Source organism: Streptomyces sp. TSRI0107, assembly GCF_001905845.1.
Taxonomy (GTDB): Bacteria; Actinomycetota; Actinomycetes; order Streptomycetales; family Streptomycetaceae; genus Streptomyces.
Genome location: NZ_LIVZ01000008.1, coordinates 91,813 through 114,831 on the forward strand (window position 1 = coordinate 91,813; position 23,019 = coordinate 114,831).

The following is a 23,019-nucleotide window of genomic DNA, read 5'->3' on the forward strand; positions in this document are numbered from 1 at the left end:
GCCTGCATGGTGGTCGGCATGCAGGAGCCGCTGGACGCTGAGCGCTCCGTCTGTACCGTCGTCCAACGCATGGTCCGATGCCGGAAAGGGGACCGTGCTGCCGCGCTGTGGCTCAGGCGTCGATGATGACGGGGATGATGAGGGGCTTGCGGCGGTGGGTGCGGAACGCCCAGTTCGCCACGGCGCGGGCGACGAGTTGTTCGAGTTGGTGGGCGTCCCCGACGCCTTCCTCGGCCGCGGTGGCCAGGGTCTTCTCGATGACGGGGATGACCGGCTCGAAGGTGGTGTCGTCGTGGACGAAGCCGCGGGCCAGGAAGTCGGGGGCCTCGGCGAGGGCGCCGGTGTCCGCGTCGACGATCGCCACCACCGTGACGACGCCTTCGGCGGCGAGGGTGAGGCGGTCCTTGAGGGAGGCTTCGGTGGCGCCGCCGACTTCCATGCCGTCCACGTAGACGTTGCCGGCGGGGACCTTGCCGGTGACGGACGCGCGCCCGTCGACCAGGTCGACGACGACGCCGTCCTCGGCGATGACGACCCGCTCGGGGTCGACACCGGTACGGATGGCGAGGTCGGCGTTGGCCCGCAGGTGGCGCCATTCGCCGTGCACGGGCATGACGTTGCGGGGTTTGACGATGTTGTAGCAGTAGACGAGTTCGCCGGCGCTGGCATGCCCGGAGACGTGCACCCTGGCGTTGCCCTTGTGGACCACGTGGGCGCCCCACCGGGTGAGTCCGTTGATCACCCGGTAGATGGCGTTCTCGTTGCCGGGGATCAGGGAACTGGCGAGCAGGACGGTGTCGCCCTTGCCGATGCGGATCATGTGGTCGCGGTTGGCCATCCGTGACAGCGCGGCCATCGGTTCGCCCTGGGAGCCGGTGCACACCAGAGTGATCTTGTGGTCCGGGAGCTTCTCCAGCTCCCTTGTGCTCACGACCAGACCGGACGGGACCTTCAGATAGCCCAGGTCACGGGCGATGCCCATGTTGCGGACCATCGACCGGCCGACGAAGGCCACCTTGCGGCCGTGCTGGTGGGCGGCGTCCAGGACCTGCTGGATGCGGTGCACGTGGCTGGCGAAGCTGGAGACGATGACCCGGCGCGGCGCGGTGCGCATCACCTGCTCGATCGCCGGGTTCAGCTCCCGCTCGGAGGTGGTGAAGCCGGGCACTTCGGCGTTGGTGGAGTCGGTGAGGAACAGGTCCACGCCCTCCTCGCCGAGTCGGGCGAAGGCGCGAAGATCGGTGATGCGGTCGTCGAGAGGGAACTGGTCCATCTTGAAGTCGCCGGTGTGCAGCACCATCCCGGCCCGGGTGCGGATCGCGACCGCGAGGCTGTCGGGGATGGAGTGGTTGACCGCCACGAACTCGCAGTCGAAGGGCCCGAAGCCGCGCCGGTCGCCCTCCCGCACCCGCACCGTGCGCGGCCGGATGCCGTGTTCCTTGAGCTTGGCCTCCAGGAACGCCAGCGTCAGCTTGGAGCCGACGACGGGAATGTCGGACCGCTCGCGCAGCAGGTACGGCACGCCGCCGATGTGGTCCTCGTGGCCGTGGGTGAGTACCACGGCCACGATGTCGTCCAGCCTGTCCCGGATCGAGGTGAAGTCCGGCAGGATCACGTCCACGCCGGGCTGGGTCTCCTCGGGGAACAGCACGCCGCAGTCGACGATGAGCAGTTTGCCCGCGTGCTCGAAGACGGTCATGTTGCGGCCGATCTCACCCAGGCCGCCCAGGGCGATGACCCGCAGCCCTCCTTCGGGAAGGGGCGGGGCGGCTTTCAGCTCGGGGTGCGGATGACTCATACCCTGACGGTACCCGCAGAGCGGGACGGGTGATCCATTGCCAGTGCGATCTCCTCTCACCGGCGGAGCGGGGCACCCGCAGTGGGTGCCGGGTCGATATGGACGTGGACCGCGTCGTCGGCATTCTCGCCGAGCTCGTCACCGGCTACCGCCTTCAACGTGGTCGCGCTGATCCGCGTTCGTGTGGAGAGGGGCTTCGTTCCGGGCGGGATGCTGGCGCGTTTTCGCTAGCGGCTTCCGTAATGCGGGTATAGCGTTGTGATCAGCAGTCGTGGTTCCGAAGTTCCGTTCGCCCGTGATCGCCACCACGGGCGTTCTTGCTGTTCAGCGCCTCTCCGGACCAGGGCGATCACCTCCCGGTCACGCAGGGCGCGTGCCCGGTTTCCCTCAACGGAGGCAGTCATGGCCAAGGGCACAGTGAAGTGGTTCAACAGCGAGAAGGGCTTCGGCTTCATCGAGCAGGAGGGCGGCGGCCCCGACGTCTTCGCCCACTACTCCAACATCGCCAGCCAGGGCTACCGCGAGCTGCAGGAGGGCCAGAAGGTCGAGTTCGACGTCACGCAGGGCCAGAAGGGCCCGCAGGCTGAGAACATCCGCCCCGCCTGATCGCGCACCCCGGTGAGGGCCCGGCATCCCGGCTTCGGGACGCCGGGCCCTCACCGTCTGCCGCAGTGGTCGGCGGGCCGGAGCCGATCGGTGTCTCGCGTGTCCCAGGCCACCCCCCATGACGTTGCGCATGCCGGCCGAGCGCATCGAACAGCTCACCACGCAGATCGATGAGCTGAACCAACGCCTGACCCGGCTCGGTCGAACGCCACGCCACGCAGCCGTCGGCGCCAGTGGGTATTGGTCCGGACAGTGCCGCCGCCCTGCTGATCACGATGGGGACAGTCCCAAAGGTATCCAGCGTCCCCCGTTATAGGGGCGTCCGTGATACGTGAGAGGGTCTGACGCGTGAGTGAGACACCCCCGAACACCCTGCAATACCGCTTCGACGGGCCAGAAGACGCCCCGGTCCTGATCCTGGGTCCCTCACTGGGTACGACATGGCACATGTGGGACCGGCAGGTCCCGGAGCTGGCCAAGCAGTGGCGCGTCTTCCGGTTCGACCTCCCGGGCCACGGCGGTGCGCCCGCCTACCCCGCGGGCTCCGTCACCGAGCTCACCGCCCGGCTGCTCGCCACGCTCGACGGCCTCGGCGTGCAGCGCTTCGGCTACGCGGGCTGTGCCCTCGGCGGCGCGATCGGCGTCGAGCTGGCCCTGCGCCACCCGGAGCGGCTGGCCTCCCTGGTGCTGATCGCGGCCTCCCCCCGCTTCGGCACGGCGGACGAGTTCCGCCAGCGCGGGGTCGTCGTCCGCACCAACGGCCTGGACCCGATCGCCCGCAGCGCGCCCGACCGCTGGTTCACCTCCGGCTTCGCCGCCGCGCAGCCCGCGATCACCGACTGGGCGGTGCAGATGGTGCGCACCACCGACCCCGGCTGCTACATCGCCGCCTGCGAGGCGCTGGCCACCTTCGACGTACGGCCGGAGCTGGGCCGGGTCGGTGTGCCGACGCTGGTGCTGGTCGGCTCCGAGGACCAGGTCACCGGTCCCGCCGAGGCCCGCACCCTGGTCGCCGGGATCCCCGACGCCCGGCTCGCCGTCGTCCCCGGCGCCAGCCACCTCGTCCCCGTGGAGCAGCCCGCCGCGGTCACGGACCTGCTGGTGACCCACTTCTCCACCGCCTGGCAGCCGATCGCCGACCCGGGCACCGGCCAGACGGCCATCCCCGCCGCCCCGGTCAAGCCGGCCCTCGCCGCCGTGCCCGCGCAGGCCCCGCCGGTCGCGCCGATCGCCGAGATCGCCCCGCCCGCCGCCCAGCCGCAGGCCGTGGGCCGGCCGGACCCGTACGACGCCGGGATCAAGGTGCGCCGGGAGGTCCTCGGCGACGCGCACGTGGACCGGGCGCTGGCGCAGGCCGACGAGTTCTCCGGGGACTTCCAGGAGTTCGTCACCCGCTACGCCTGGGGCGAGATCTGGGACCGCCCGGGCCTGGACAGACGGACCCGCAGCTGCATCACCCTCACCGCCCTGGTGGCCGGCGGCCACCTCGACGAGCTGGCCTCCCACACCCGCGCCGCGCTGCGCAACGGGCTGACCCCGGCCGACATCAAGGAGGTGCTGCTGCACGCCGCGGTGTACTGCGGCGTACCGGCGGCGAACAGCGCGTTCAGGGTGGCGCAGGAGGTCATCCGGGAGGAGACCACCCCCCAGGAGTGAGCGGGCGTCTTGGGCGGGCGGGAGGATGGGGCCATGAAGCTCACAAAGATGTCGCACGCCTGCGTCCGCCTCGAGAAGGACGGGCGCGTGCTCGTCATCGACCCCGGCGGGTTCACGGAGGCGGACGCCGCCGTCGGCGCGGAGGCGGTCCTGGTCACCCACGAGCACCCCGACCACTTCGACGAGGGCCGGCTGCGGGCCGCCCTGGAGGCGAACCCGGCCGCCGAGATCTGGACCCTGAAGTCGGTCGCGGAGCAGATCTCGGCGGCGTTCCCGGGCCGGGTGCACACCGTCGGCCACGGCGACACCTTCACCGCGGCGGGCTTCGACGTGGAGGTCCACGGCGAGCTGCACGCGGTGATCCACCCGGACATCCCGCGCGTCACCAACGTCGGCTACCTGATCGACGGCGGCACCGTCTTCCACCCCGGCGACGCCCTCACCGTGCCCGGCCGGCCGGTGGAGACGCTGATGCTGCCGGTGATGGCCCCGTGGAACAAGATCTCCGAGGTCATCGACTACGTCCGCGAGGTCCGCCCGCGGCGCGCCTACGACGTCCACGACGCCCTCCTCACCGACCTGGCCCGCCCGATCTACGACCGCCAGATCGGGCAGCTCGGCGGCGCCGAGCACCTGCGGCTGACGCCGGGCGACTCCGCCGAGGTGTGAGCCGCCCGACCCCCGGGCGGGACCGCGTTGTCGGTGCCGCCCGGTAGGTTGTGAGACATGCGCATCGCGACCTGGAACGTGAACTCGATCACCGCCCGCCTGCCGAGGCTGCTGGCCTGGCTGGAGAGCAGCGGCACCGACGTGCTCTGCCTCCAGGAGGCCAAGGTCGCCGAGGAGCAGTTCCCGTTCGACGAGCTGCGCGACCTCGGCTACGAGGCGGCGGTGCACGCCACCGGCCGCTGGAACGGGGTGGCGGTGCTCTCCCGCGTCGGCCTGGAGGACGTGGTCAAGGGCCTGCCCGGCGACCCCGGCTTCGACGGCGTCGTCGAGCCCCGCGCCGTCTCCGCCACCTGCGGCCCGGTCCGCGTCTGGTCGGTGTACGTGCCGAACGGCCGCGAGGTCGAGCACCCGCACTACGCGTACAAGCTCCAGTGGTTCGAGGCCCTGAAGGCGGCCGTCGCGGGCGACGCGGGCGGCAGCCGCCCGTTCGCCGTGCTGGGCGACTACAACGTGGCGCCGACCGACGACGACGTCTACGACCGGGCCGCCTTCGAGGGCTCCACCCACGTCACCCCGGCCGAGCGCGCCGCCCTGGCCTCCCTGCGCGAGGCGGGCCTGAACGACGTCGTCCCGCGCCCCCTGAAGTACGACCACCCGTTCACGTACTGGGACTACCGCCAGCTCTGCTTCCCCAAGAACCGCGGCATGCGCATCGACCTGGTCTACGGCAACGCGCCGTTCGCCGGGGCCGTCAAGGACGCGTACGTGGACCGCGAGGAGCGCAAGGGCAAGGGCGCCTCGGACCACGCGCCGGTCGTCGTCGACCTGGACGTGTAGCGCGGGCCGGGGGAGACCCGGCCCGAGGTCACAGCAGCCGCAGGTCCACCGACCCCGCCAGGGCCGCGAGGCCCGTGTCGCCGGGATGCAGATGGTCCCCGCTGTCGTAGGCGGGCAGCATCCGGGACGGCCGCTCGGGGTCCCGGATCACCGCGTCGAAGTCGAGCACCCCGTCGAACACCCCGGCGCCGCGGATCCAGTCGTTCAGGGCGACCCGCTCGGCGTCGGCGGCGGCGGTGCACCGGGCCTCGCCCTCGCAGGGCAGGACGGTCGCCGCCAGCACCCGCAGCCCGCGCGCGTGCGCCCGGTCGGCGATCTCCCGCAGCCCGGCGGCCACCTGGTCCGCGCTCGCGCCCCAGCGCACGTCGTTCACGCCCTGGAAGACCACCACGGTCCGCGCCGAGGTCTGGGCGAGGACGTCCCGGTCGAGCCGGTGCACGGCGCTCACCCCGCCCGTGTCGGTGGACACCCCGTCGCCGGGGTAGCGGTCGCCGACCACGCGGTTCGCCGAGATGCCCTGGTTGAGCACCCCGTAGTGCGGCACCTCCCGCTGGGCCAGCAGCCGCCGGGCCAGCGCGTCGGGCCAGCGCCGGTTGGCGTCCACGGTCGACTTGTCCCCGTCGGTGATCGAGTCGCCGAGCAGCACCACCGACCCCGGCCCGCCGCCCACGTCCACCCCGGTGAGCAGCGGCCAGCTGGTGATGACCGTGGTGTACGCGGACGCCGAGCCGTCGGCCGAGTGGTCGCCGGTCTCGCTGACGTACGACCGCTGCTGCGCCAGCCGGTGCACCGGCGCCGCCGGCACCGTGCCGGGGAGGTGGAAGCTGACCAGCAGGTTGGTGTCCGGCGGCACGTCGAAGTCGACCGGGTCGGTCCAGGCCTGCGCGCCCGCCGGGATCTCGACGCCCGCCGCGCCCCGGAACCTCAGCGGCACCGGCGTGCCGCGCGCCGCCGCGCCCGACGCCTGCACCGCGACCGTGGCGCCGCCGATCCGGACCGGCGCGGCGGCGAAGGTGTTGTCGAAGCGCAGCCGCACCCGTGGGCCGCCCGCGGAGGTGTGCACGACCAGCCGCAGCGTCCGGTCGGTCCACGGCCCGACGGCCGGATACCCGGCGGTCGCGGTCGCCCAGCTGCCGGTCCAGCCGGCGGTGCCGGCCCGCACCGACACCGCGAACACATGGAGTCCGGCCGCCGTCGGCAGCGTCACGGAGGCGACCTGGCGGCCCGGCACGATCGGCACCGTCACCACGTACAGCCGCGCCTTCTCGGCGAGTTGGCCGCCCGGAGTGTTGATGTGCGGCAGGGCCACCGCCTTGGTGGCGAGCGGGCCCCGGCGCCAGTCGGGTGCGGTGAGCGGATACGGGGAGGCGGAGCCGTCGGCGTACCCGACCGTGCCGGAGCCGGTCACGTCCTGCCCGGCGCTGCCCGCGACCAGGAAGGCGAGGGCGTCGCCGCGGCCGTGGACGCGGACCTTCTGGCCGGCGGCGACGACGTTGTCCGGCTCGCCGGGCGCCGGACGCGCCCAGGTCAGCCGGGCGCCCTGCACGGTGAGCGCACGGCCGCGCGTCCAGCCCGCGGCGGTGAGGTCCGCCGCCGACAGGGAGGCGCCGCTGCCGTCGAAGTCCGCCTCGGCGGGGCGGGCGTCGTCGCTGACGGCCGTGTTGTCGAACAGCCGGGTGATCGGCTGCGGCCCGGCCCGCCGTTCGTCCTCGGCTCCGGCGGCGGCGGTGGGTACCGTCACCGCGCACAGGAACAGGACGACCACGAGCCCCCGGAACCCTCGGCGCACCAACCGGACCTCCCGACACAGCGGACACGGACACCGCATCGTGAAGCTAGGCAGGCGTCAGGGACCCGTCAACGAACGGGGCGTCAACACGGCGTGAAACCGCCCGCGGGCGTGGTGTGGAGGGGGCCCGCCCGGTGGTGCGTTCGAGGGTGTGAGTGACAGGCTGGGCATATGAACATCCCTTTCCTGGGCAACCGGCGCACGCGGCGAGGGGCTCCCGATCCCGAGGGCATCGCCGGACTCCTGGCCGAATGCGAGCTGCTGCGCTCCCAGGCGGGGCGGGCGGGGGTCCGGCTCGACGACACGGTCGCCTCGCTGGAGGCGCTGGACCAGCTGGTGCCGGGCTGGCGGGACGACGCGGAGACCCTGCCCTGGCTGGGCAACGACGCCGGTCTGTACCTGGGCACCGTGGTGGTGCGGACCGTGCCGGGCGCCGCCTGGGGGTTCCGGTCCGACGGGCAGCCGGTCGTCCGGCTCGCCTCGGGGCGAGAGGTCGACGTGGTGGCCGCCGGACAGGAGTGGGCGGCCAGCGGGGTGCCCGAGCTGTCGCAGCTGTATGCCGAGGTCGCGGAGGCCTGAACAGGCCAGTTGACGTAAATACGGCTTATGCCCGAAAGGTGCGTGTCGCTCCTTAACTCCCTTCTGTGATGGATAGTTTCGGCAGCCGGACAGAGCCGAGAGTGGGGACCCCGAGCATGGTCGTCGATCCCTTGACCGAGCCGCGTGATGTCGACGAAGGGGGCGGATGAGTCCTCCACGGGCGAGCCCGCCGCACCGGACGTCGACTACGATGTGCCGTTCGTCCCCGTGGTGATGGCGGGCTCGCCGTTCCGCGTAGGGAGGCGTGGACCGTGAGGGGGCAGCGGTACCCAGAGCCGGGCCGTCCGGCCGCGGCCGCCGATCACTGCTCGCGCAACGGCACCGACACGTACGACGGGTCGGCCGCCGGCGAGGAGAAGGTCAGCCGTGCGCCGGACGGGTTGTGCTCGACGTAGAGCGGGTCGACCGTGTCGACGACCAGGGCGAGCCGGTGGCCCGCCGGGACGTCGTAGGCCGTGGAGAACAGCTCCAGGTCGACGGTGAACGGCTTTCCGGGCGTCCGCCCGTGGAAGGTGTACGGCGCGTTGCTGACCAGCTTGCCGAGGCCGAGCGGGCCCACGTCGTAGAGGTAGGCGACGAGGGTTCCGCTCTCCTCGGTCGGGGTGACCGTGGTGTGCAGTTCGGCGGTGCCGCGCACCCGCTGGGCGGTGGCGTACTTCTCCGACTGCCAGACGGCGGCCCAGCGGCGGGGGAGCAGGGGGATCGAGGCGGTCGGGGGGACCCGGGCGAGCTGGTCGAGGATGCCGGACAGGAAGATGATCCCGCCGTCCGCCCCGGAGTTGACGTTCGTGTGGATCGTGGTGCTGCCGCCGAGGGCGATCTTCCGGTGGGTCGCGGCGACCGACTTCCAGTCGGGGTAGTCCTCGTAGCCGCCCGACGAGCGGGGCTTGAGCCGGACCGGCTGTTCACGGTCGATGCCGTTGTCCTCGCCCTTGAGATGGTGGTCGAACCAGCGCTCGGTGTCGGTCCACACGTCGTTGGGCAGCCCGAGCAGGCCCGTCGCCTCGGCGGTGGCGTGGTCGCCGGGGCGCAGCTGGAGTCTCTTCGGACCGGTCAGCTTCTCGTAGAAGTCGGCGTACTGGTTGGGCGGGAAGATCGTGTCGCCCCAGGCGTTGGCGAGCATGACGGCCGTGCCGTGGTCGTTGATCCGGTCGACGTAGGCCGCGGGGGAGCGCTTGGCGCCCCAGGCGAGCATCTCGTCCTCCTTGTCGAGGTTCGACGCGAAGAAGTCCTGGAAGATCTGCTGGAGTTCGGCGCTCGGGCGGCCGGTGATCGACCCCGCGCCCTGGAGCAGGGCGGCCGCCTGGGCGTGCTGGGTGCGGCCGGAGTAGATCGAGTCGATCAGGTCGGCCCAGCCGCTGAGCGCGGCGACCGCCTTGACCCGCTCGTCGTGCGCGGCGGTGAGCAGGCTGATGCCGGCGCCGTAGGAGACGCCCGCCATGCCGACGTTGCCGCCGTCGGACGGGGTGTGGGCCAGCGCCCAGTCGATCACCTTCGAGGCGTCGGCTATGTCGGGCGGACCCGCGACCTCTATGTGGCCGCCGGACTGCCAGAAGCCGCGCACGTTGTAGGTGACGACCACATACCCGGAGTCGGCGAGCCGCTGCGCCTGGGCCAGGTACTCGATCTGGGGCGTGGCCCAGCTCGTGGGGAGCACGATCAGCGGGTAGCGGCGGGAGCCGTCCGCGCCGGCGGGCGTGACGACGTTCGCCTTGAGCGTCGTGCCGCCGTCGCCGGTGATGTCGACGAACCGGACGCCGTTCGGCGCGGCGTGCGCGGCCGGCGCCGCGGTGAGGACGCTGCCGGCGATCAGGGTCGCGGAGACGGCGCCGACGGCGGTCGTGCGCAGGGCCTTGCGATGGTGTCCCACGGGTCACTCCTCACTCGTGTCACTGCACGTGTCACTGCAAAGTCCGGTGCAAAGTGACCCGACGGTAACCTCGACCCTTTACCGGTGGTAACCCGTGGGTAAGTTACGTGAAAGTAACAATCATTGAAGGCTGGATCGACAGGCCTCAGGAGGCGCGGTGCGAGGTCCGGGGAGCTGCCGCCGGGACGGGCGCCTGCGCCGCTCGCGTCACGTCCGCCACCATCTCCACCACGTCCGGGCCGTACGCCTGCGAGTTGACCACTCTCAGCAGCAGCACGAACGAGCCCGTGCCGTACTTGCGCGACAGCCGCTCGTGGTTGCGGGCGAGATAGCGGGTGGCCGCCTGGTTGGTGATCGCGGTCTGCCCGCAGAAGAGGAACACCGGCCGGTCGCCGTGGCTGTGGTCGACGGTGAGCCGCGCGAGCAGTGCGTACTCGGCCCGGCCCGGCTCCAACCGGTGGCGGTCCGCGCCTATCCGGAAAGCCCCGCGGTCCGGGCCGGGTTCGGCGTCGGTGTTCATCCGCACCCCGGGCAGCAGGGACGCCAGATGCGCCGCCATCCGCCGGTTCGAGGCGGGGCCGCCCACACAGAACTCGGTGCGTTCCCCGAAGCCCTGACGGGCCGCGTCGTGGGGCAGCACCTGGGCGTGGGCCCGGCAGTCCTTGATCAGCGCGGCGAGTTCGAGCAGCGCGAACACGTCGTACCGCATCACGGCCAGTTCGGGGCCGGCGGCACCGCGGTTGACCACCAGCAGCGCCTCCGACTCGTCCGGCAGGCCGAAGAACGCCTGCTTGCGACGGAGCCTGCGCCGCCACAGGTGGGTACGGGTGAACCAGCCCAGCGCGGCGCTGATGCCGGTGGCCAGCACACCGAGGACGATGTTGCGCACGTCGTCGTTCATGGCCGCGCATGCTAGCGGGCCGCGGCAAACCCGTGTTCGACACCCGCGAGTTGCGCTCCTGACGGGGCCATGCGAATGGATTAGGCTGCGCGGACGGTTCCAGACTGGAGGTGCGGATGCGTCGCCCTGTCGTGCGGAAACTGACGGTCCTGGCGGTGTCGGCCGCCGTGGTGTCGGTGGGAGCGGCCGCCCCGCCCGCCCCGGCCGCCGGAAAGATCCCGGCCGCCGAGAAGGTGCCGGTCGCCGTCGGCCACGGCGGCGCCGTGGCCAGCGTCGACCCGGACGCCTCCGCCGCCGGCATCGAAGTGCTCAGGAACGGCGGCAACGCCGTCGACGCGGCCGTCGCCACCGCCGCCGCGCTCGGCGTCACCGAGCCGTACTCCGCGGGCATCGGCGGAGGCGGCTACTTCGTCTACTACGACGCCAAGTCACGCACCGTGCACACCCTCGACGGCCGCGAGACCGCGCCGCTGACCGCCGGCTCCGGTCTCTTCCTGGAGGACGGCAAGCCCATCCCCTTCGCCGAGGCCGTCAGCAGCGGCCTCGCCGTCGGCACCCCCGGCACGCCCGCCACCTGGCGCACCGCGCTGGACCGATGGGGCAGCGAACGGCTCGGCACCCTGCTGAAGCCGGCCGTACGGCTGGCCCGCGACGGCTTCACCGTCGACGCCACCTTCCGCGCGCAGACCGCCGCCAACGAGACCCGGTTCCGCCACTTCCCGGACACCGCCGGACTGTTCCTGCCCGGCGGGCAACTCCCCGTCGTCGGCTCGACGTTCAAGAACCCCGACCTCGCCCGCACCTACGAGGAGCTGGCCCGCAAGGGCGTCGGCGCGCTCTACCGCGGCGACCTCGCCGACGACATCGTCGACACCGTCAACAAGCCGCCCGTGGACCCGGGTTCGAACTGGAACGCCCGCCCCGGCGACCTCTCCGCGAAGGACCTGGCGGCCTACCGCGTCAAGCGCCAGGCACCCAGCAGGACGTCGTACCGCGGGCTCGACGTCTACTCGATGGCGCCCTCCTCCTCCGGCGGCACCACGGTCGGCGAGGCCCTCAACATCCTGGAGCGGACCGACCTCTCCGAGGCGAGCGACGCCCAGTACCTGCACCGCTACATCGAGGCCAGCCGGATCGCGTTCGCCGACCGCGGGCGCTGGGTCGGCGACCCCGCCTTCGAGGACGTACCGACCAAGGAGCTGCTGTCGCAGCGGTACGCCGACTCGCGCGGCTGCCTCATCAAGGACGACGCGGTGCTCACCAGCCCGCTCGCGCCGGGGGACCCGCGCGACCCGGTGGCCTGCGGCGCCGGCGGCACGGCGGCGCCCACGACGTACGAGGGTGACAGCACCACGCACCTGACGGTCGCCGACAAGTGGGGCAACGTCGTCTCCTACACCCTCACCATCGAGCAGACCGGCGGCAGCGGCATCACCGTGCCGGGCCGCGGGTTCCTCCTCAACAACGAGCTGACCGACTTCTCCTTCGCCCCCGCCAACCCGGCCGTCCACGACCCGAACCTGCCCGGCCCCGGCAAGCGGCCCCGGTCGTCGATGTCGCCGACGATCGTGCTGGACCGCCACGACCGGCCGGTCGTGGCGCTCGGCTCGCCCGGCGGCGCCACCATCATCACCACCGTGCTGCAGACCCTGACCGGGTTCCTCGACCGCAGCCTGCCGCTCGTCGACGCCATCGCCGCACCGCGTGCCAGCCAGCGCAACGCCGCCCAGACCGAACTCGAACCCGGCCTGTACGACAGCGCCCTGCGGACCGAACTGGAGGGCATCGGCCACGCCTTCCGGCCCAACCCGGAGATCGGCGCCGCGACCGGCGTACAGCGACTGCCCGGCGGGAAGTGGCTCGCGGCGGCCGAGACGGTACGGCGGGGCGGGGGCTCGGCGATGGTCGTGCGGCCGGCGTCCTAGACCGCGCCGCGAGGCCGGCCGGGGTATGGGTCTGACAGATCGTCTTCGGGACGGCTACGATGTCCGCGATGATGAACTTCTCCTCATACGGATTGGAGGACTCGTCCGCGCAAGGTGAGTGCTGATGGCACATCACTTCGCGAACGAGATTCCCTCCCGGCTGTCGATGTGGCAGCGCGTGCGTGAGTACGCCGTGCCACCGTCCATGATCGAGACCGCGACCGCACGGCGTGCGGTCGGTGACTGGGCGGGGGCCTGTGCCGCCGCCCGGATCGACGTCGACCTCGATCTGCGCGCCGTGCGCGACCGCCACGGCACCGACCTCGTCCACCGCCTCCGCGCGGACCTGCGCCGGCTGGCGCCGGATCTGCTGCGCTGGCACATGCCCCGGATCGCCCCCGACGGGCGGCTCCGGCCCGGCCTCACCCTCTCGCTGGCCCGTTACCCCGGTTGTGACGCCGCACCGCTGGAACTGGTGGTGCGGACACCGCCCGCCTGGGCGGACGCCGGACAGCGGATGTCCCTGGCCCTGTGGGAGGGCTCCGCGCACGGCGCCCCACGGCACCACCCGCACCCGCACCCCGAGCGGCGTTTCCGGCTCGACCTGCACCGGCACCTGTGGGACGCCGCGCGCAGCGGCGACCTGGCGTGGCGGTGCCGCACGGACGCGGCCCCGCCGCCGACTCCACCCGGCCTGCCCGCCGAACCCGACGCCCCCTGGGCGACGGGGCGTTGGGCCGCCGAGGCGGAACTGCTGCTGCGGGCCGAAGGGCGCCCCCGCGGGGCGTTCGCCGTGCGGCTCGGCGCCCGCAGCCGCGCCGTGCTCGAACTCGTCGCCCCCGACGACAGTCATGCCCCGGAGTTCCGGCCGGTGCGCGAGGAGCCGCCACCGCAGGAGGCCGCGGCGCTTCCCCTGCTGCCGGAGGCGGCGGCCCGGATCCTGCCCGATCTGGAACTGCTGCGGGCCGGGCTCGTCACGGCCGAGCGGCTGCATCCGCTGGTCGCCGCGGCGCTCCCGGCGTACGACCTGACACCGGACGCCGGCCCCGCAGCCGGCCCCGCCCCCGAGCCCGGTGACCCGCACCGGGTGGAATGCCGGGGCGCGGTCCACCGGATCGCGCTGCGGGACGGGGCGCTGACGGCGGTCGACCACGACCCGGTCGAGCTGCGCCGGGAGGAACTCCTGGTGGCGCTCGGCGGGCCGGCGCTGCCCTGCCTGCGCGCGATCGACGCGGTGCACCGCAGCCCGGAGGCGCTTCCGGCCGTCCGCGAGCGGCTTCGCCACGGCGATGTCACCGGGGCGCTGGCCGTGGTCGAAGGGCTGCTCGGTCCCGCAGCCGTCCTGCGCGACGGGCCGCTGCGGGACGAACTGGAGTCGGCCGCGGCACGCCGCGTCGACCACGGGCTCTTCCGCTCGGGGCTGGTCGCCGTGCACCCCGCCGCCGACGCGGCGCACGGCGGGACCGCCGAGGGCGGGGAGCACGCGGAGGCCGGCCACCGCCCGCGGCTCGACCGCCATACGCCTCCCCTGATGCGCCGCAAGCGCACCGGCCGGGGCCGGCCCCGCACCGCCTGCTGACCACCGCGGAAGTCCCGCACCCACACCGCGCATCAGGGCGTCGTACGCCCCTCAAGACCTCCGGCCGGGCCCGTCCCGTGCCGTTCCTTCTCCCACCACAGGTGACGACCATGACTCCCAGCACCCTGCCGTCCGCCCCCGCTCCCGCCCCCGCCGCCGGTGAACCGACGACCGGCGCACAGCTCGCCCTCGCCGACGACCTCCTCGGCCTGCTGCGCACGACCACCACCGAACCGCGCCCCGACGAACAACTCGAAGCGCTCACCCTGGCCGTCGCGGCCGACCTGCCCGTGCTGCTCTGGGGCGAGCCGGGCATCGGCAAGACCGCCGCCCTGACCCAGCTCGCCGCCTCCCTCGATCTGCCCCTGACGACCGTGATCGCCAGCGTCCACGAGCCGTCCGACTTCTCCGGGCTGCCCGTCGTGGGCGACGACCCGGCGGTGCAGGGCGTGCCGATGGCGCCACCGCAGTGGGCCGTGGAACTGGTGCGGGCCGGGCGGGGACTGCTCTTCCTCGACGAGCTGTCCACCGCCACCCCGGCCGTCCAGGCCGCACTGCTCCGGGTCGTTCTGGAGCGGCGGGTCGGCGCGCTGCAACTGCCGCCCGGAGTGCGGATCGTGGCCGCCGCCAACCCGCGCGCGTCGGCGGCGGACGGATGGGAGCTGAGCCCGCCGCTGGCCAACCGGTTCGTGCACCTGTACTGGGTGCACGACCGGGACGTGGTGGTGCGCGGGCTGGGCGGGGTCTGGCCGCGCGCGGAGCTGCCCCGGCTGGTGCCGGAACGGCTGCCGGAGGCGGTGGCCCTCGCCCGGCGCGCGGTCTGCGGCTTCCTGGAGGTCCGGCCGACGCTGATCCACCGGCTGCCCAGCACCGAGACGCGGCGCGGCGGTGCCTGGCCCTCGCCCCGCAGCTGGGAGGCCGCGCTCACCCTGCTGGCCTTCGGCACGGCGGCCGGCGTCTCCCGCGACGTGCTCGCGCTGCTGGTGCGGGGCGCGGTGGGGGACGGCCCGGGGCTCGAACTCCTCGCCCACCTCGACCGCATGGACCTGCCGGACCCGGAGTCGCTGCTCGCCGACCCCGCCCGTGCCGAACTCCCCGAGCGGGGCGATCTGCGCCAGGCGGCGCTGGAGGCGGTGGTCGCCGCCGTCGGGGCACGCCCCGAACGGGACCGGTGGGAGGCCGCCTGGGCGGTCCTGGTCCGCGCCCTGGAGACCGGCGCCCCCGACCTGCTGGTCGCCCCGGCCACGACCCTGGCCTCGCTGCGGCGCGACGACTGGGAGGTGCCGGAGACGGTGGAGCGGCTGGCCTCGGTGGTCGGTCTCGCCCGGCGCGCCGACCGGTCGGTGCGCCGGGCCGAGGCGGCGGGCCACGCCGGGCGCGCGACGGTGGCGAGCCGATGACGGGGCCCGCCAAGCACCCGGGGCCGCGCCCGCTGCCTCGCCCGATGTCCCCGCCCCCGCGGCCACGCCCGGTGCGGGCGGTCCCGCCGACGCCGCCGGCCGGCTCCGAGGGGCCCGCAGACCGGCCCGGGCTCCCGCTGGACATGGAGAAGCTGCTCGCCGCCCGGCTGCACGCGGTGAAGGTCCGTCCCTACCTGGCCCACGCGCTGTTCGCGCTGCACGTGGTGGAGGACCGGTCGGTGCCGACGATGGCGGTGGACGCGCACTGGCGCTGCTACGTCTCGCCCGGCTTCGTGGCGCGCACCCCGGTGGAGGAACTGGCCGGGGTGTGGGTGCACGAGGTGTCCCATCTGCTCCGCGACCACCACGCACGGGGCGAGCGCTACGCGCGCGAGCACGAGGAGCACGGGCCGGGCGAGCGGCTGCGGCGGAACATCGCCGCCGACTTCGAGATCAACGACGACATCTACGGCGACGGTCTGCCGATGCCCGTCGGGGCGGTGCTGCCGTCGCTGCTGCGGCTGCCCGACGGGCTGCTGATGGAGGAGTACCTGCGCCGGGCGTCGATGTCCTCCCTCGCCTCGGACCTGGCCTGGCTGGACTGCGGCAGCGGCGCCGACGGGCAGCAGCGGCCGTGGGAGCTGGGGCCCGACGGGGCCCACGGGCTCACCAGGCAGCAGCGCGACGCGGTCCGCTTCCGGGTCGCGGAGGGGATCAAGGGCAAGCCCGGCGACGCGCCGGAGGGATGGCGCCGCTGGGCGGACGAGGCCTTCCACCCGCCGCAGCCGTGGCGGCAGCTGCTGGGCGCGGCGGTCCGCTCGGCGGCCGGGGCGCCGGGAGCGGGCGAGAACCACAGCTACCGGCGCCCGTCCCGGCGCTCGGCGAGCGTCCCCAAGGTGGTGCTGCCGAGCCTGCGCCGTACGCCGCCCCGGGTCTGCGTCGTGATCGACACCTCCGGGTCGGTGAGCGACGCCGAGCTGGGCAGCGCGCTGCTGGAGGTCGCGGCGATCTCACGCGCGGTGGGAGGGCGGCGCGACCTGGTCTCGGTCGTCTCCTGCGACGCGGCGGCCGGGGTCGCCGTCCCGATCTGCCGCGCCGAGAACATCGAGCTGGTCGGCGGCGGAGGCACGGACCTGCGCTCCGGGTTCGCCCGGGCGCTCCGCTCCGCGCCGCGCCCGGACGTGATCGTCGCCCTGACCGACGGCCAGACCCCGTGGCCCTCCGCGCAGCCGCCCTGCCGCACCGTCGTCGGCCTCTTCCCCCGTCCCGCCCGCGCCGTCGACGAGGAGGACCCGGACTACGTGCCGGACACCCCACCGCCGTGGGCACGCGTGGTCACCATCGGCTGAGGAGGCGCCGGGCACGGAGGAGGCCGGACGGTCGGCCGTCCGGCCGGACCGTCTAGCCGACCGGTGTCCGCTCCGGACGGAAGTCGAGCCGTCCGTCCGACACGTCCACCGTGACCCGGTCGCCTTCCTTCACCCGGCCGTCCAGCAGCAGCCGGGACAGCCGGTTGTCGACCTCGCGCTGAATGGTGCGGCGCAGCGGGCGGGCGCCGTACTCCGGCTGGTAGCCCTGCCGGGACAGCCAGTCCACGGCCGCGTCGGTGAACTCCACCGACACGCCCTGGGCGGTGAGCAGCCGCCGGGTGTGCTCCAGCAGCAGATTGGTGATCTGGTGCAGCTGGTCGGCGGTGAGCTGGCGGAACACCACGATCTCGTCGATCCGGTTGAGGAACTCGGGCCGGAAGTGTTCGCGCAGCGGCCGCAGGATCTGCTCCCGGCGGGCCTCCTCGTCGGCGTCCCCGCCGCCCGGCCCGAACCCGATCGAGGCGCCGCGCCGGATGATCGCCTCCGAGCCGAGGTTGCTGGTCATCACGATGACCGTGTTGGTGAAGTCCACCGTCCGGCCCTGCGAGTCGGTGAGCCGGCCGTCGTCCAGCACCTGGAGCAGGATGTTGAAGACGTCCGGGTGCGCCTTCTCCACCTCGTCGAGCAGCAGCAGCGAGTACGGGTGACGGCGCACCACCTCGGTGAGCTGCCCGGCCTCCTCGTGCCCGACGTATCCGGGCGGGGCCCCGACCAGCCGGCTGACCGTGTGCCGCTCCTGGTACTCGCTCATGTCCAGCCGGACCATCCGGTCCTCGCTGCCGAACAGCGCCTCGGCGAGCGCCCGGGCCAGCTCGGTCTTGCCGACGCCGGTCGGGCCGAGGAAGAGGAAGCTGCCGATCGGCCGGTCCGGGGAGGAGAGCCCGGCCCGGGAGCGCAGCACCGCGTCCGAGACGACCCGTACGGCCTCCTCCTGGCCTACCACCCGCTCGCGCAGATGCTCCTCCAGGCCCAGCAGCCGGTCCTTCTCCTCCTCGGTGAGCCGGCTGACGGGGATGCCGGTCAGCCGGGACACCACCTCGGCGATGGCCTCCGCGGTCACCTCCAGGTGCTGGCCCTCGTCGGCCTCGCCGTCCCCGGCGGCCTCGGTGATCCGCTGCTTGATCTCGGTGATGCGGTCGCGCAGCCGCATCGCCTCCTCGTACTGCTCGTCCGCAACCGCCTGGTCCTTGTCCGCGGCCAGCTGCTCGGCCTCCCGCTCCATGGCCCGTACGTCCGTGCCCTTGGTGCGGGCGCGCAGCCGCACCCGCGCGCCCGCCTGGTCGATGAGGTCGATCGCCTTGTCCGGCAGCCGCCGGTCGGTGAGATAGCGGTCGGACAGCTCCACGGCGGCCACCAGCGCCTCGTCGCTGTAACGGACCTGGTGGTGGGCCTCGTAGCGGTCGCGCAGACCGCGCAGGATCTCCAGGGCGTCCTCGGTGGTCGGCTCCGGCACCAGGATCGGCTGGAAGCGGCGGGCCAGCGCCGCGTCCTTCTCGATCCGGCGGTACTCCTCCAGCGTGGTGGCGCCCACGATGTGCAGCTCACCGCGCGCGAGCGCCGGCTTCAGGATGTTCCCGGCGTCCATCGAGCCGCCCTCGCCGCCTCCGCCCGCGCCGACGACGGTGTGCAGCTCGTCGATGAAGATGATCAGCTGGTCGGAGTGGGTGCGGATCTCCTCGACGATGTTGTTCATCCGCTCCTCGAAGTCACCCCGGTAGCGGGTGCCGGCGACGACCCCGGTCAGGTCGAGGGCGACCACCCGGCGGCCGAGCAGGACGTCCGGGACGTCGGCCTCGGCGATCCGCTGGGCCAGCCCCTCCACGATGGCGGTCTTGCCGACGCCCGCGTCACCGATCAGCACCGGGTTGTTCTTGCCCCGCCGGGACAGCACCTCGATGGTCTGCTCGATCTCGTCGTCCCGGCCGATCACCGGGTCGATACGGCCCCGGCGGGCCTGGTCGGTGAGGTCCCGGCCGTACTTGTCGAGGGTGGGCGTGCCGGTCTGCCGCGGCCGTTCGGCGCGGGGCGCCGGTCCCGCCTCCGCCGTCTCGGGCGACAGCCCGCCGGGGGAGAAGCGGGCCGCGTTGAGGATGTGCCCGGCCGCCGAGTCGGGATTGTTGGCGAGCGCGCTGAGCACGTGCTCCGGGCCGATGTGGCCGGCGCCGGTCGCCCGGGCCAGGTCGTGCGCGTCGAGCAGGGCGCGCTTGACCGCCGGGGTGAGGGACAGCGAGGTCGGCGGCGGCGCGCTGCCCTCCGGGAACTGGACCGGCCCGGAGCGCTCGTCGATCTCCGACGCGAGGGAGTCCGGATCCGCGCCCGAACGGCTGAGCAGACTTCGGGTGGGTTCCGCGGACAGCGCCGCGCGCAGCAGATGCTGGGTGTCGAGGTCCCGGCTGCCGTGCTCGGCGGCGTACTGCGCCGCGCCGCGCACCAGTTCCCTGGCGGGCTGGCTGAGCAGCCGGCCGATGTCTATCTGGCGCGGGCCGGGGCGGGGGCCGCCGAAGAAGCGGGCGAGGAATTCTCCGAAGGCGTCGTAGCCCTCAGATCCGGTGAAACCGCTGGTCATGGCGTTCCCATCCGGCGTCCCTGCGCGGGTCGGGGGACGCCCTCGCTGATCGACGTGCCGGAGCCGGGTAACCCGGGCGGGAGCCGGTTACACACGTGGGCGCGCGCTCGTAGAACACCTTCGCACGAACAATCGGAGGGAGCACCTTCAGCCGGACCGTGCGGCGGCCCCCGCCGGCGGCTACCGGCAGCTACGGGTGGCTCAGCGGGCCGTCAGGACGCGGGGCCCGGAGTCCGTGATCGCCACCGTGTGCTCGACGTGGGCGGCGCGCGAGCCGTCGTGGGTGCGCAGGGTCCAGCCGTCCGGGGCCGCGTAGTAGGTGTCGCCGCCGCCGGCGACGAGCATGGGCTCGATGGCGAGGACCATGCCGTGCCGCAGCCGGAGCCCGCGTCCCGGTCGGCCCTCGTTCGGCACCGGCGGGTCCTCGTGCATGTGGCGGCCCACGCCGTGCCCGCCGAAGCCGTCCGGGACGCCGTACCCGCCCGCCCGGCACACCGAGCCGACGGCGTGCGCGATGTCGCCGACGCGGTTGCCGACGACGGCCGCCTCGATGCCCGCGGCGAGGGCGCGCTCGGCGGTCGCGATCAGGCGGAGGTCGGCGGGGCGGGGCGTGCCGACGGTGAAGCTGATCGCCGAGTCTCCGACCCAGCCGTTCAGCTCGGCGCCGAAGTCGAGGGAGACCAGGTCGCCGTCGCGCAGGCGGTAGGTGGTGGGGATGCCGTGCACGATCGCGTCGTTCACCGAGGCGCACAGGACGGCGGGGAAGGGGGTCGGGGCGAAGGAGGGGCGGTAGCCCAGGAAGGGCGAGGACGCGCCGGCCTCGCGCAGCACCTCACGGGCGAGGGCGTCCAGTTCGAGCAGGGAGACACCGACGTCGGCGGCGTCGCGTGCGGCGGTGAGGGCGCGGGCGACGACCTGGCCCGCCTGGTACATGGCATCGATCGAGGAGTCCGTCTTCAGTTCCACCATGCCAATTACTATACCGGTATTAGAATGGGCGCCATGGTGCGCACCCCACTCACCCCAGAGGAACGCGAACGCGGCGAACGGCTCGGCCGGCTGCTGCGCGAGGCCCGCGGCGGCCGCAGCATGACGGAGATCGCGGCACGCGCGGGCATCTCCGCGGAGACGCTGCGCAAGATCGAGACCGGGCGGGCCCCGACCCCGGCGTTCTTCACGGTGGCGGCGCTGGCCGGCGTCCTCGGGCTGTCCATGGACGAGCTGGCCGTGGCCACGGCCGTCACCGCCGAGCCCGCGGTGGCCTGAGGGTCCCGCGCCCCCGCCGAAAACTCCCCGTAGCGAGCCTGTAACACGGCTCGTGTTGGCTACGACGGATCCGGATACTCCGGTTGATACTCCGGCGACGCGGGGGAACGAGCGATGGCATCGGATCAACTCCCGGACGCGGTACGGGAGTTCGCGTCCTACCTGGACGGCCTGCTGGGGCGGCTCGACCAGGGCGGCGGATGGTGCGCGGTGTTCTGGCGGCGCGACCCGGACGGCATGCGGGCCTGCCTGGAGGGGCGGGAGGTCCCGCCCTGGGACGTCGTGGAGGCACTGCTCCAGGACCTCGCGGCGGAACACGGCCCCGAGGCCGCCGCCCCCGCCAAGGACACGGCCCGCTCCCTGTACGCCGCCGCCCTCACCGCGTACGACGCGCGGCCCGGCGCACGCGACACCCTCGGCGACCGGCTCGACGTCATGCTCCGCGAACAGAAGTACGCCGCCGAACGCCTCACCGAACTGGGCCACTTGCTCGCCGAGGCCACCACCCGGCAGGCCGCCGACGCCCTCCGCCTCGACCTCGCCTGGGCCCGGGACGACCACACCCGCGCGACCGCCCGCTGCGCGGAGCTGCGCGCCCGCATCACCCACCTGGACCGGCACGCCTCGACCGGTCTGGCGGACGACACCCGTACGGGGATGGGGGCGGGGGTGCCGGGGGGTACGGCGACCGGCGCTGCGCGTACTGCGACGGGGCCGGCGGTACAGCCGGGGCCCGGCGCTTCGCACGGGGCGGCGGCCGCCCCGCACCCCGCGTCCGAGGCACCGGGCATGCCGCGCCTGCGGCCCACGGGACCGGCCTCGCCTTCGGCGTCTGATGCTGCGCACTGGATGGCGGGGGAGCCGCATCCGGCGTCCGGCACTTCGGGCTCCGTGGGGCACGCCCCGCACCCCGCGCCCGCCGCGGCACCCCGCACTGAGCCCGGCCCGGGCCCAGCACCGGGTACGCGTGCCCACGTGCCGGGCGGCTCCGCCGCACCCCACCGCACCGAGCCCGGACCGCAGCCGGCATCGAGCGCCCCCGCGCCGGGCGGTGCCGGGGCACCGGCCCACACCACGTCCGTACCGGCAACGGCCCACTACTCCGCGCCGGGACCGGCCTTCGGCGCCGAGCCCGCTTCGTACCCGCACGCCGGATCAGGCGCACAGGCTCCCATGCCGGGCGGCCCCTACTCCGTGGCGGGACCGCCCTTCGGCGCCGAGCCCGCCTCGTACCCGCACGCCGAACCAGGCGCCCCCGCTCCCATGCCGGGCGGCCCCCACTCCGCTCCCGCCCCCCACTCCGCTCCTGCTCCAGCACCCGCCATCGACCCCACGCCGACCACCCACCCCCCGATCACGCCCGGCTTCGACTCCACGCCCACCCACACCCGAACCCCCGCTCCCACCCCGACCCCTACTCCCACCCCCCGCAAACGCCGCCGAGGCGGTGCCCGGTTCGCCGGGGCCGCCGAGGACGACGTCGCTCCCGTCGTCGTGCCGCCCAGCCCCGCGCCGCTGGCGTCCGCGCCGGTCGAGCGGGCCGGGCGGCGGGGTCCGCGTGGGGCGCGCTTCGCGGGGGTGGGGGACGGTGGGGGCGAGGTGGTGGTGCGGGAGCCGGTGGACGCGGGGGCGGCCGGGGCGGTCGCGGGGGTCGTCGAGGCGCTGGTGCGGTTGCGGGGGGAGGGGCGTGGCGGGGAGGCGCACGTGGTGCTGGCGGAGGTCGCGTACTGGGCTCCCGCGCGTTTCCCGCTGCTCGCCGCGGAGATGGAGCGTGCCGGACTGGCGGCCGACTGGGCGACGCTGTTGTGGGAGATCGGCTCGCTGCCCGCCGACCGGCTGGTCGCCGTCGCCGACGTGCTGGCCGCGGCCGGGCGGAACGCGGACGGGCAGCAGGTCCTGCGGCAGGGCGTCGCGCGCCCGGCGGTCGAGATCGGGCAGGCCGTGCTGGGGCTGGTCGGTGAGGGGCGCCGCCGCGAGGCGCACGCCCTGCTCGACGCGTATGTCGGGGTCCGCACTCCCGAGGAGGCCGCCCGCAGCGCCGCCCCCGGTCCGCAGACCCTCGTCCCGCTGCTGCTGGAGGCCGCCGGACGGGTCTCCGCCGACCGGCACCGCGATCTCGTGCACGCGCTGCGCGTGGCCGGGGTGACCGCCTGACGGGCCGCGCCGATCACCCACAGGAGTGTGAAA

At 73.9% G+C, this 23,019-nt stretch carries 17 protein-coding genes; 11 read left to right on the forward strand and 6 right to left on the reverse strand.

Going from position 1 to position 23,019, the window contains the following annotated elements; genetic code table 11:
- Positions 1 to 112: 112 nt before the first annotated feature.
- Positions 113 to 1,798, reverse strand: a complete 1,686-nt coding sequence (locus tag AMK31_RS23015; protein WP_073942513.1) for a ribonuclease J — start codon at positions 1,796 to 1,798, stop codon at positions 113 to 115.
- 402 nt (positions 1,799 to 2,200) lie between these two features.
- Between AMK31_RS23015 and AMK31_RS23020 the strand changes: the two genes are divergently transcribed.
- The 4 genes from AMK31_RS23020 (at position 2,201) to AMK31_RS23035 (ending at position 5,566) form a co-directional block, all read left to right on the forward strand.
- Entirely contained in the window at positions 2,201 to 2,404 is a 204-nt protein-coding gene (locus AMK31_RS23020) for a cold-shock protein (RefSeq protein WP_014670069.1), read from the forward strand.
- A gap of 348 nt (positions 2,405 to 2,752) precedes the next feature.
- Positions 2,753 to 4,060, forward strand: a complete 1,308-nt coding sequence (pcaDC, locus tag AMK31_RS23025; RefSeq protein WP_073942514.1) for a bifunctional 3-oxoadipate enol-lactonase/4-carboxymuconolactone decarboxylase PcaDC — start codon at positions 2,753 to 2,755, stop codon at positions 4,058 to 4,060.
- A gap of 33 nt (positions 4,061 to 4,093) precedes the next feature.
- Positions 4,094 to 4,729, forward strand: coding sequence for an MBL fold metallo-hydrolase (locus AMK31_RS23030; protein WP_073942515.1), 636 nt, complete (start codon positions 4,094 to 4,096; stop codon positions 4,727 to 4,729).
- A 57-nt stretch (positions 4,730 to 4,786) separates the two neighbouring features.
- On the forward strand, positions 4,787 to 5,566 hold the full coding sequence (locus AMK31_RS23035) for an exodeoxyribonuclease III (RefSeq protein ID WP_073942516.1): 780 nt from the start codon (positions 4,787 to 4,789) through the stop codon (positions 5,564 to 5,566).
- A gap of 28 nt (positions 5,567 to 5,594) precedes the next feature.
- On the opposite strand, the gene AMK31_RS23040 is transcribed toward AMK31_RS23035, so the two are convergent.
- Positions 5,595 to 7,394: an SGNH/GDSL hydrolase family protein gene (locus tag AMK31_RS23040; protein ID WP_079186905.1), complete on the reverse strand. Its 1,800-nt coding sequence runs from the start codon at positions 7,392 to 7,394 to the stop codon at positions 5,595 to 5,597.
- Between the two features lie 132 nt (positions 7,395 to 7,526).
- Between AMK31_RS23040 and AMK31_RS23045 the strand changes: the two genes are divergently transcribed.
- Positions 7,527 to 7,934: a DUF6278 family protein gene (locus AMK31_RS23045; protein WP_073942518.1), complete on the forward strand. Its 408-nt coding sequence runs from the start codon at positions 7,527 to 7,529 to the stop codon at positions 7,932 to 7,934.
- Positions 7,935 to 8,256: 322 nt separating this feature from the next.
- Here AMK31_RS23045 and AMK31_RS23050 read toward each other — a convergent pair whose 3' ends face one another.
- Both AMK31_RS23050 and AMK31_RS23055 read right to left on the reverse strand, forming a co-directional pair.
- Positions 8,257 to 9,825: a CocE/NonD family hydrolase gene (locus AMK31_RS23050; RefSeq protein ID WP_073942519.1), complete on the reverse strand. Its 1,569-nt coding sequence runs from the start codon at positions 9,823 to 9,825 to the stop codon at positions 8,257 to 8,259.
- Positions 9,826 to 9,970: 145 nt separating this feature from the next.
- Entirely contained in the window at positions 9,971 to 10,726 is a 756-nt protein-coding gene (locus tag AMK31_RS23055; protein ID WP_073942520.1) for a hypothetical protein, read from the reverse strand.
- Positions 10,727 to 10,842: 116 nt separating this feature from the next.
- On the opposite strand from AMK31_RS23055, the gene ggt reads away from it, so the two are divergent.
- The 4 genes from ggt to AMK31_RS23075 all read left to right on the forward strand — a co-directional run bounded on the left by ggt (position 10,843) and on the right by AMK31_RS23075 (position 16,979).
- Positions 10,843 to 12,651: a gamma-glutamyltransferase gene (gene ggt, locus AMK31_RS23060; RefSeq protein ID WP_073942521.1), complete on the forward strand. Its 1,809-nt coding sequence runs from the start codon at positions 10,843 to 10,845 to the stop codon at positions 12,649 to 12,651.
- 124 nt (positions 12,652 to 12,775) lie between these two features.
- Entirely contained in the window at positions 12,776 to 14,230 is a 1,455-nt protein-coding gene (locus AMK31_RS23065) for a hypothetical protein (protein ID WP_073942522.1), read from the forward strand.
- A 110-nt stretch (positions 14,231 to 14,340) separates the two neighbouring features.
- A complete protein-coding gene (locus tag AMK31_RS23070; protein WP_073942523.1) occupies positions 14,341 to 15,630 on the forward strand; it encodes an AAA family ATPase in 1,290 nt (429 codons plus the stop codon).
- A 143-nt stretch (positions 15,631 to 15,773) separates the two neighbouring features.
- Entirely contained in the window at positions 15,774 to 16,979 is a 1,206-nt protein-coding gene (locus AMK31_RS23075; RefSeq protein WP_073942734.1) for a vWA domain-containing protein, read from the forward strand.
- Positions 16,980 to 17,031: 52 nt separating this feature from the next.
- On the opposite strand, the gene AMK31_RS23080 is transcribed toward AMK31_RS23075, so the two are convergent.
- On the reverse strand, positions 17,032 to 19,566 hold the full coding sequence (locus AMK31_RS23080; protein WP_073942524.1) for an ATP-dependent Clp protease ATP-binding subunit: 2,535 nt from the start codon (positions 19,564 to 19,566) through the stop codon (positions 17,032 to 17,034).
- Positions 19,567 to 19,767: 201 nt separating this feature from the next.
- Positions 19,768 to 20,535 carry a type I methionyl aminopeptidase gene (map, locus tag AMK31_RS23085; protein ID WP_073942525.1) on the reverse strand — a complete coding sequence of 256 codons (768 nt, stop codon included), beginning with the start codon at positions 20,533 to 20,535 and terminating at the stop codon, positions 19,768 to 19,770.
- A gap of 33 nt (positions 20,536 to 20,568) precedes the next feature.
- Between map and AMK31_RS23090 the strand changes: the two genes are divergently transcribed.
- Both AMK31_RS23090 and AMK31_RS23095 read left to right on the forward strand, forming a co-directional pair.
- The gene (locus AMK31_RS23090; protein WP_158074548.1) at positions 20,569 to 20,832 is read left to right on the forward strand and encodes a helix-turn-helix domain-containing protein; all 264 of its coding nucleotides are present in this window, start codon (positions 20,569 to 20,571) and stop codon (positions 20,830 to 20,832) included.
- A gap of 114 nt (positions 20,833 to 20,946) precedes the next feature.
- Entirely contained in the window at positions 20,947 to 22,986 is a 2,040-nt protein-coding gene (locus tag AMK31_RS23095) for a hypothetical protein (protein WP_073942527.1), read from the forward strand.
- The last annotated feature ends 33 nt before the right edge of the window (positions 22,987 to 23,019 follow it).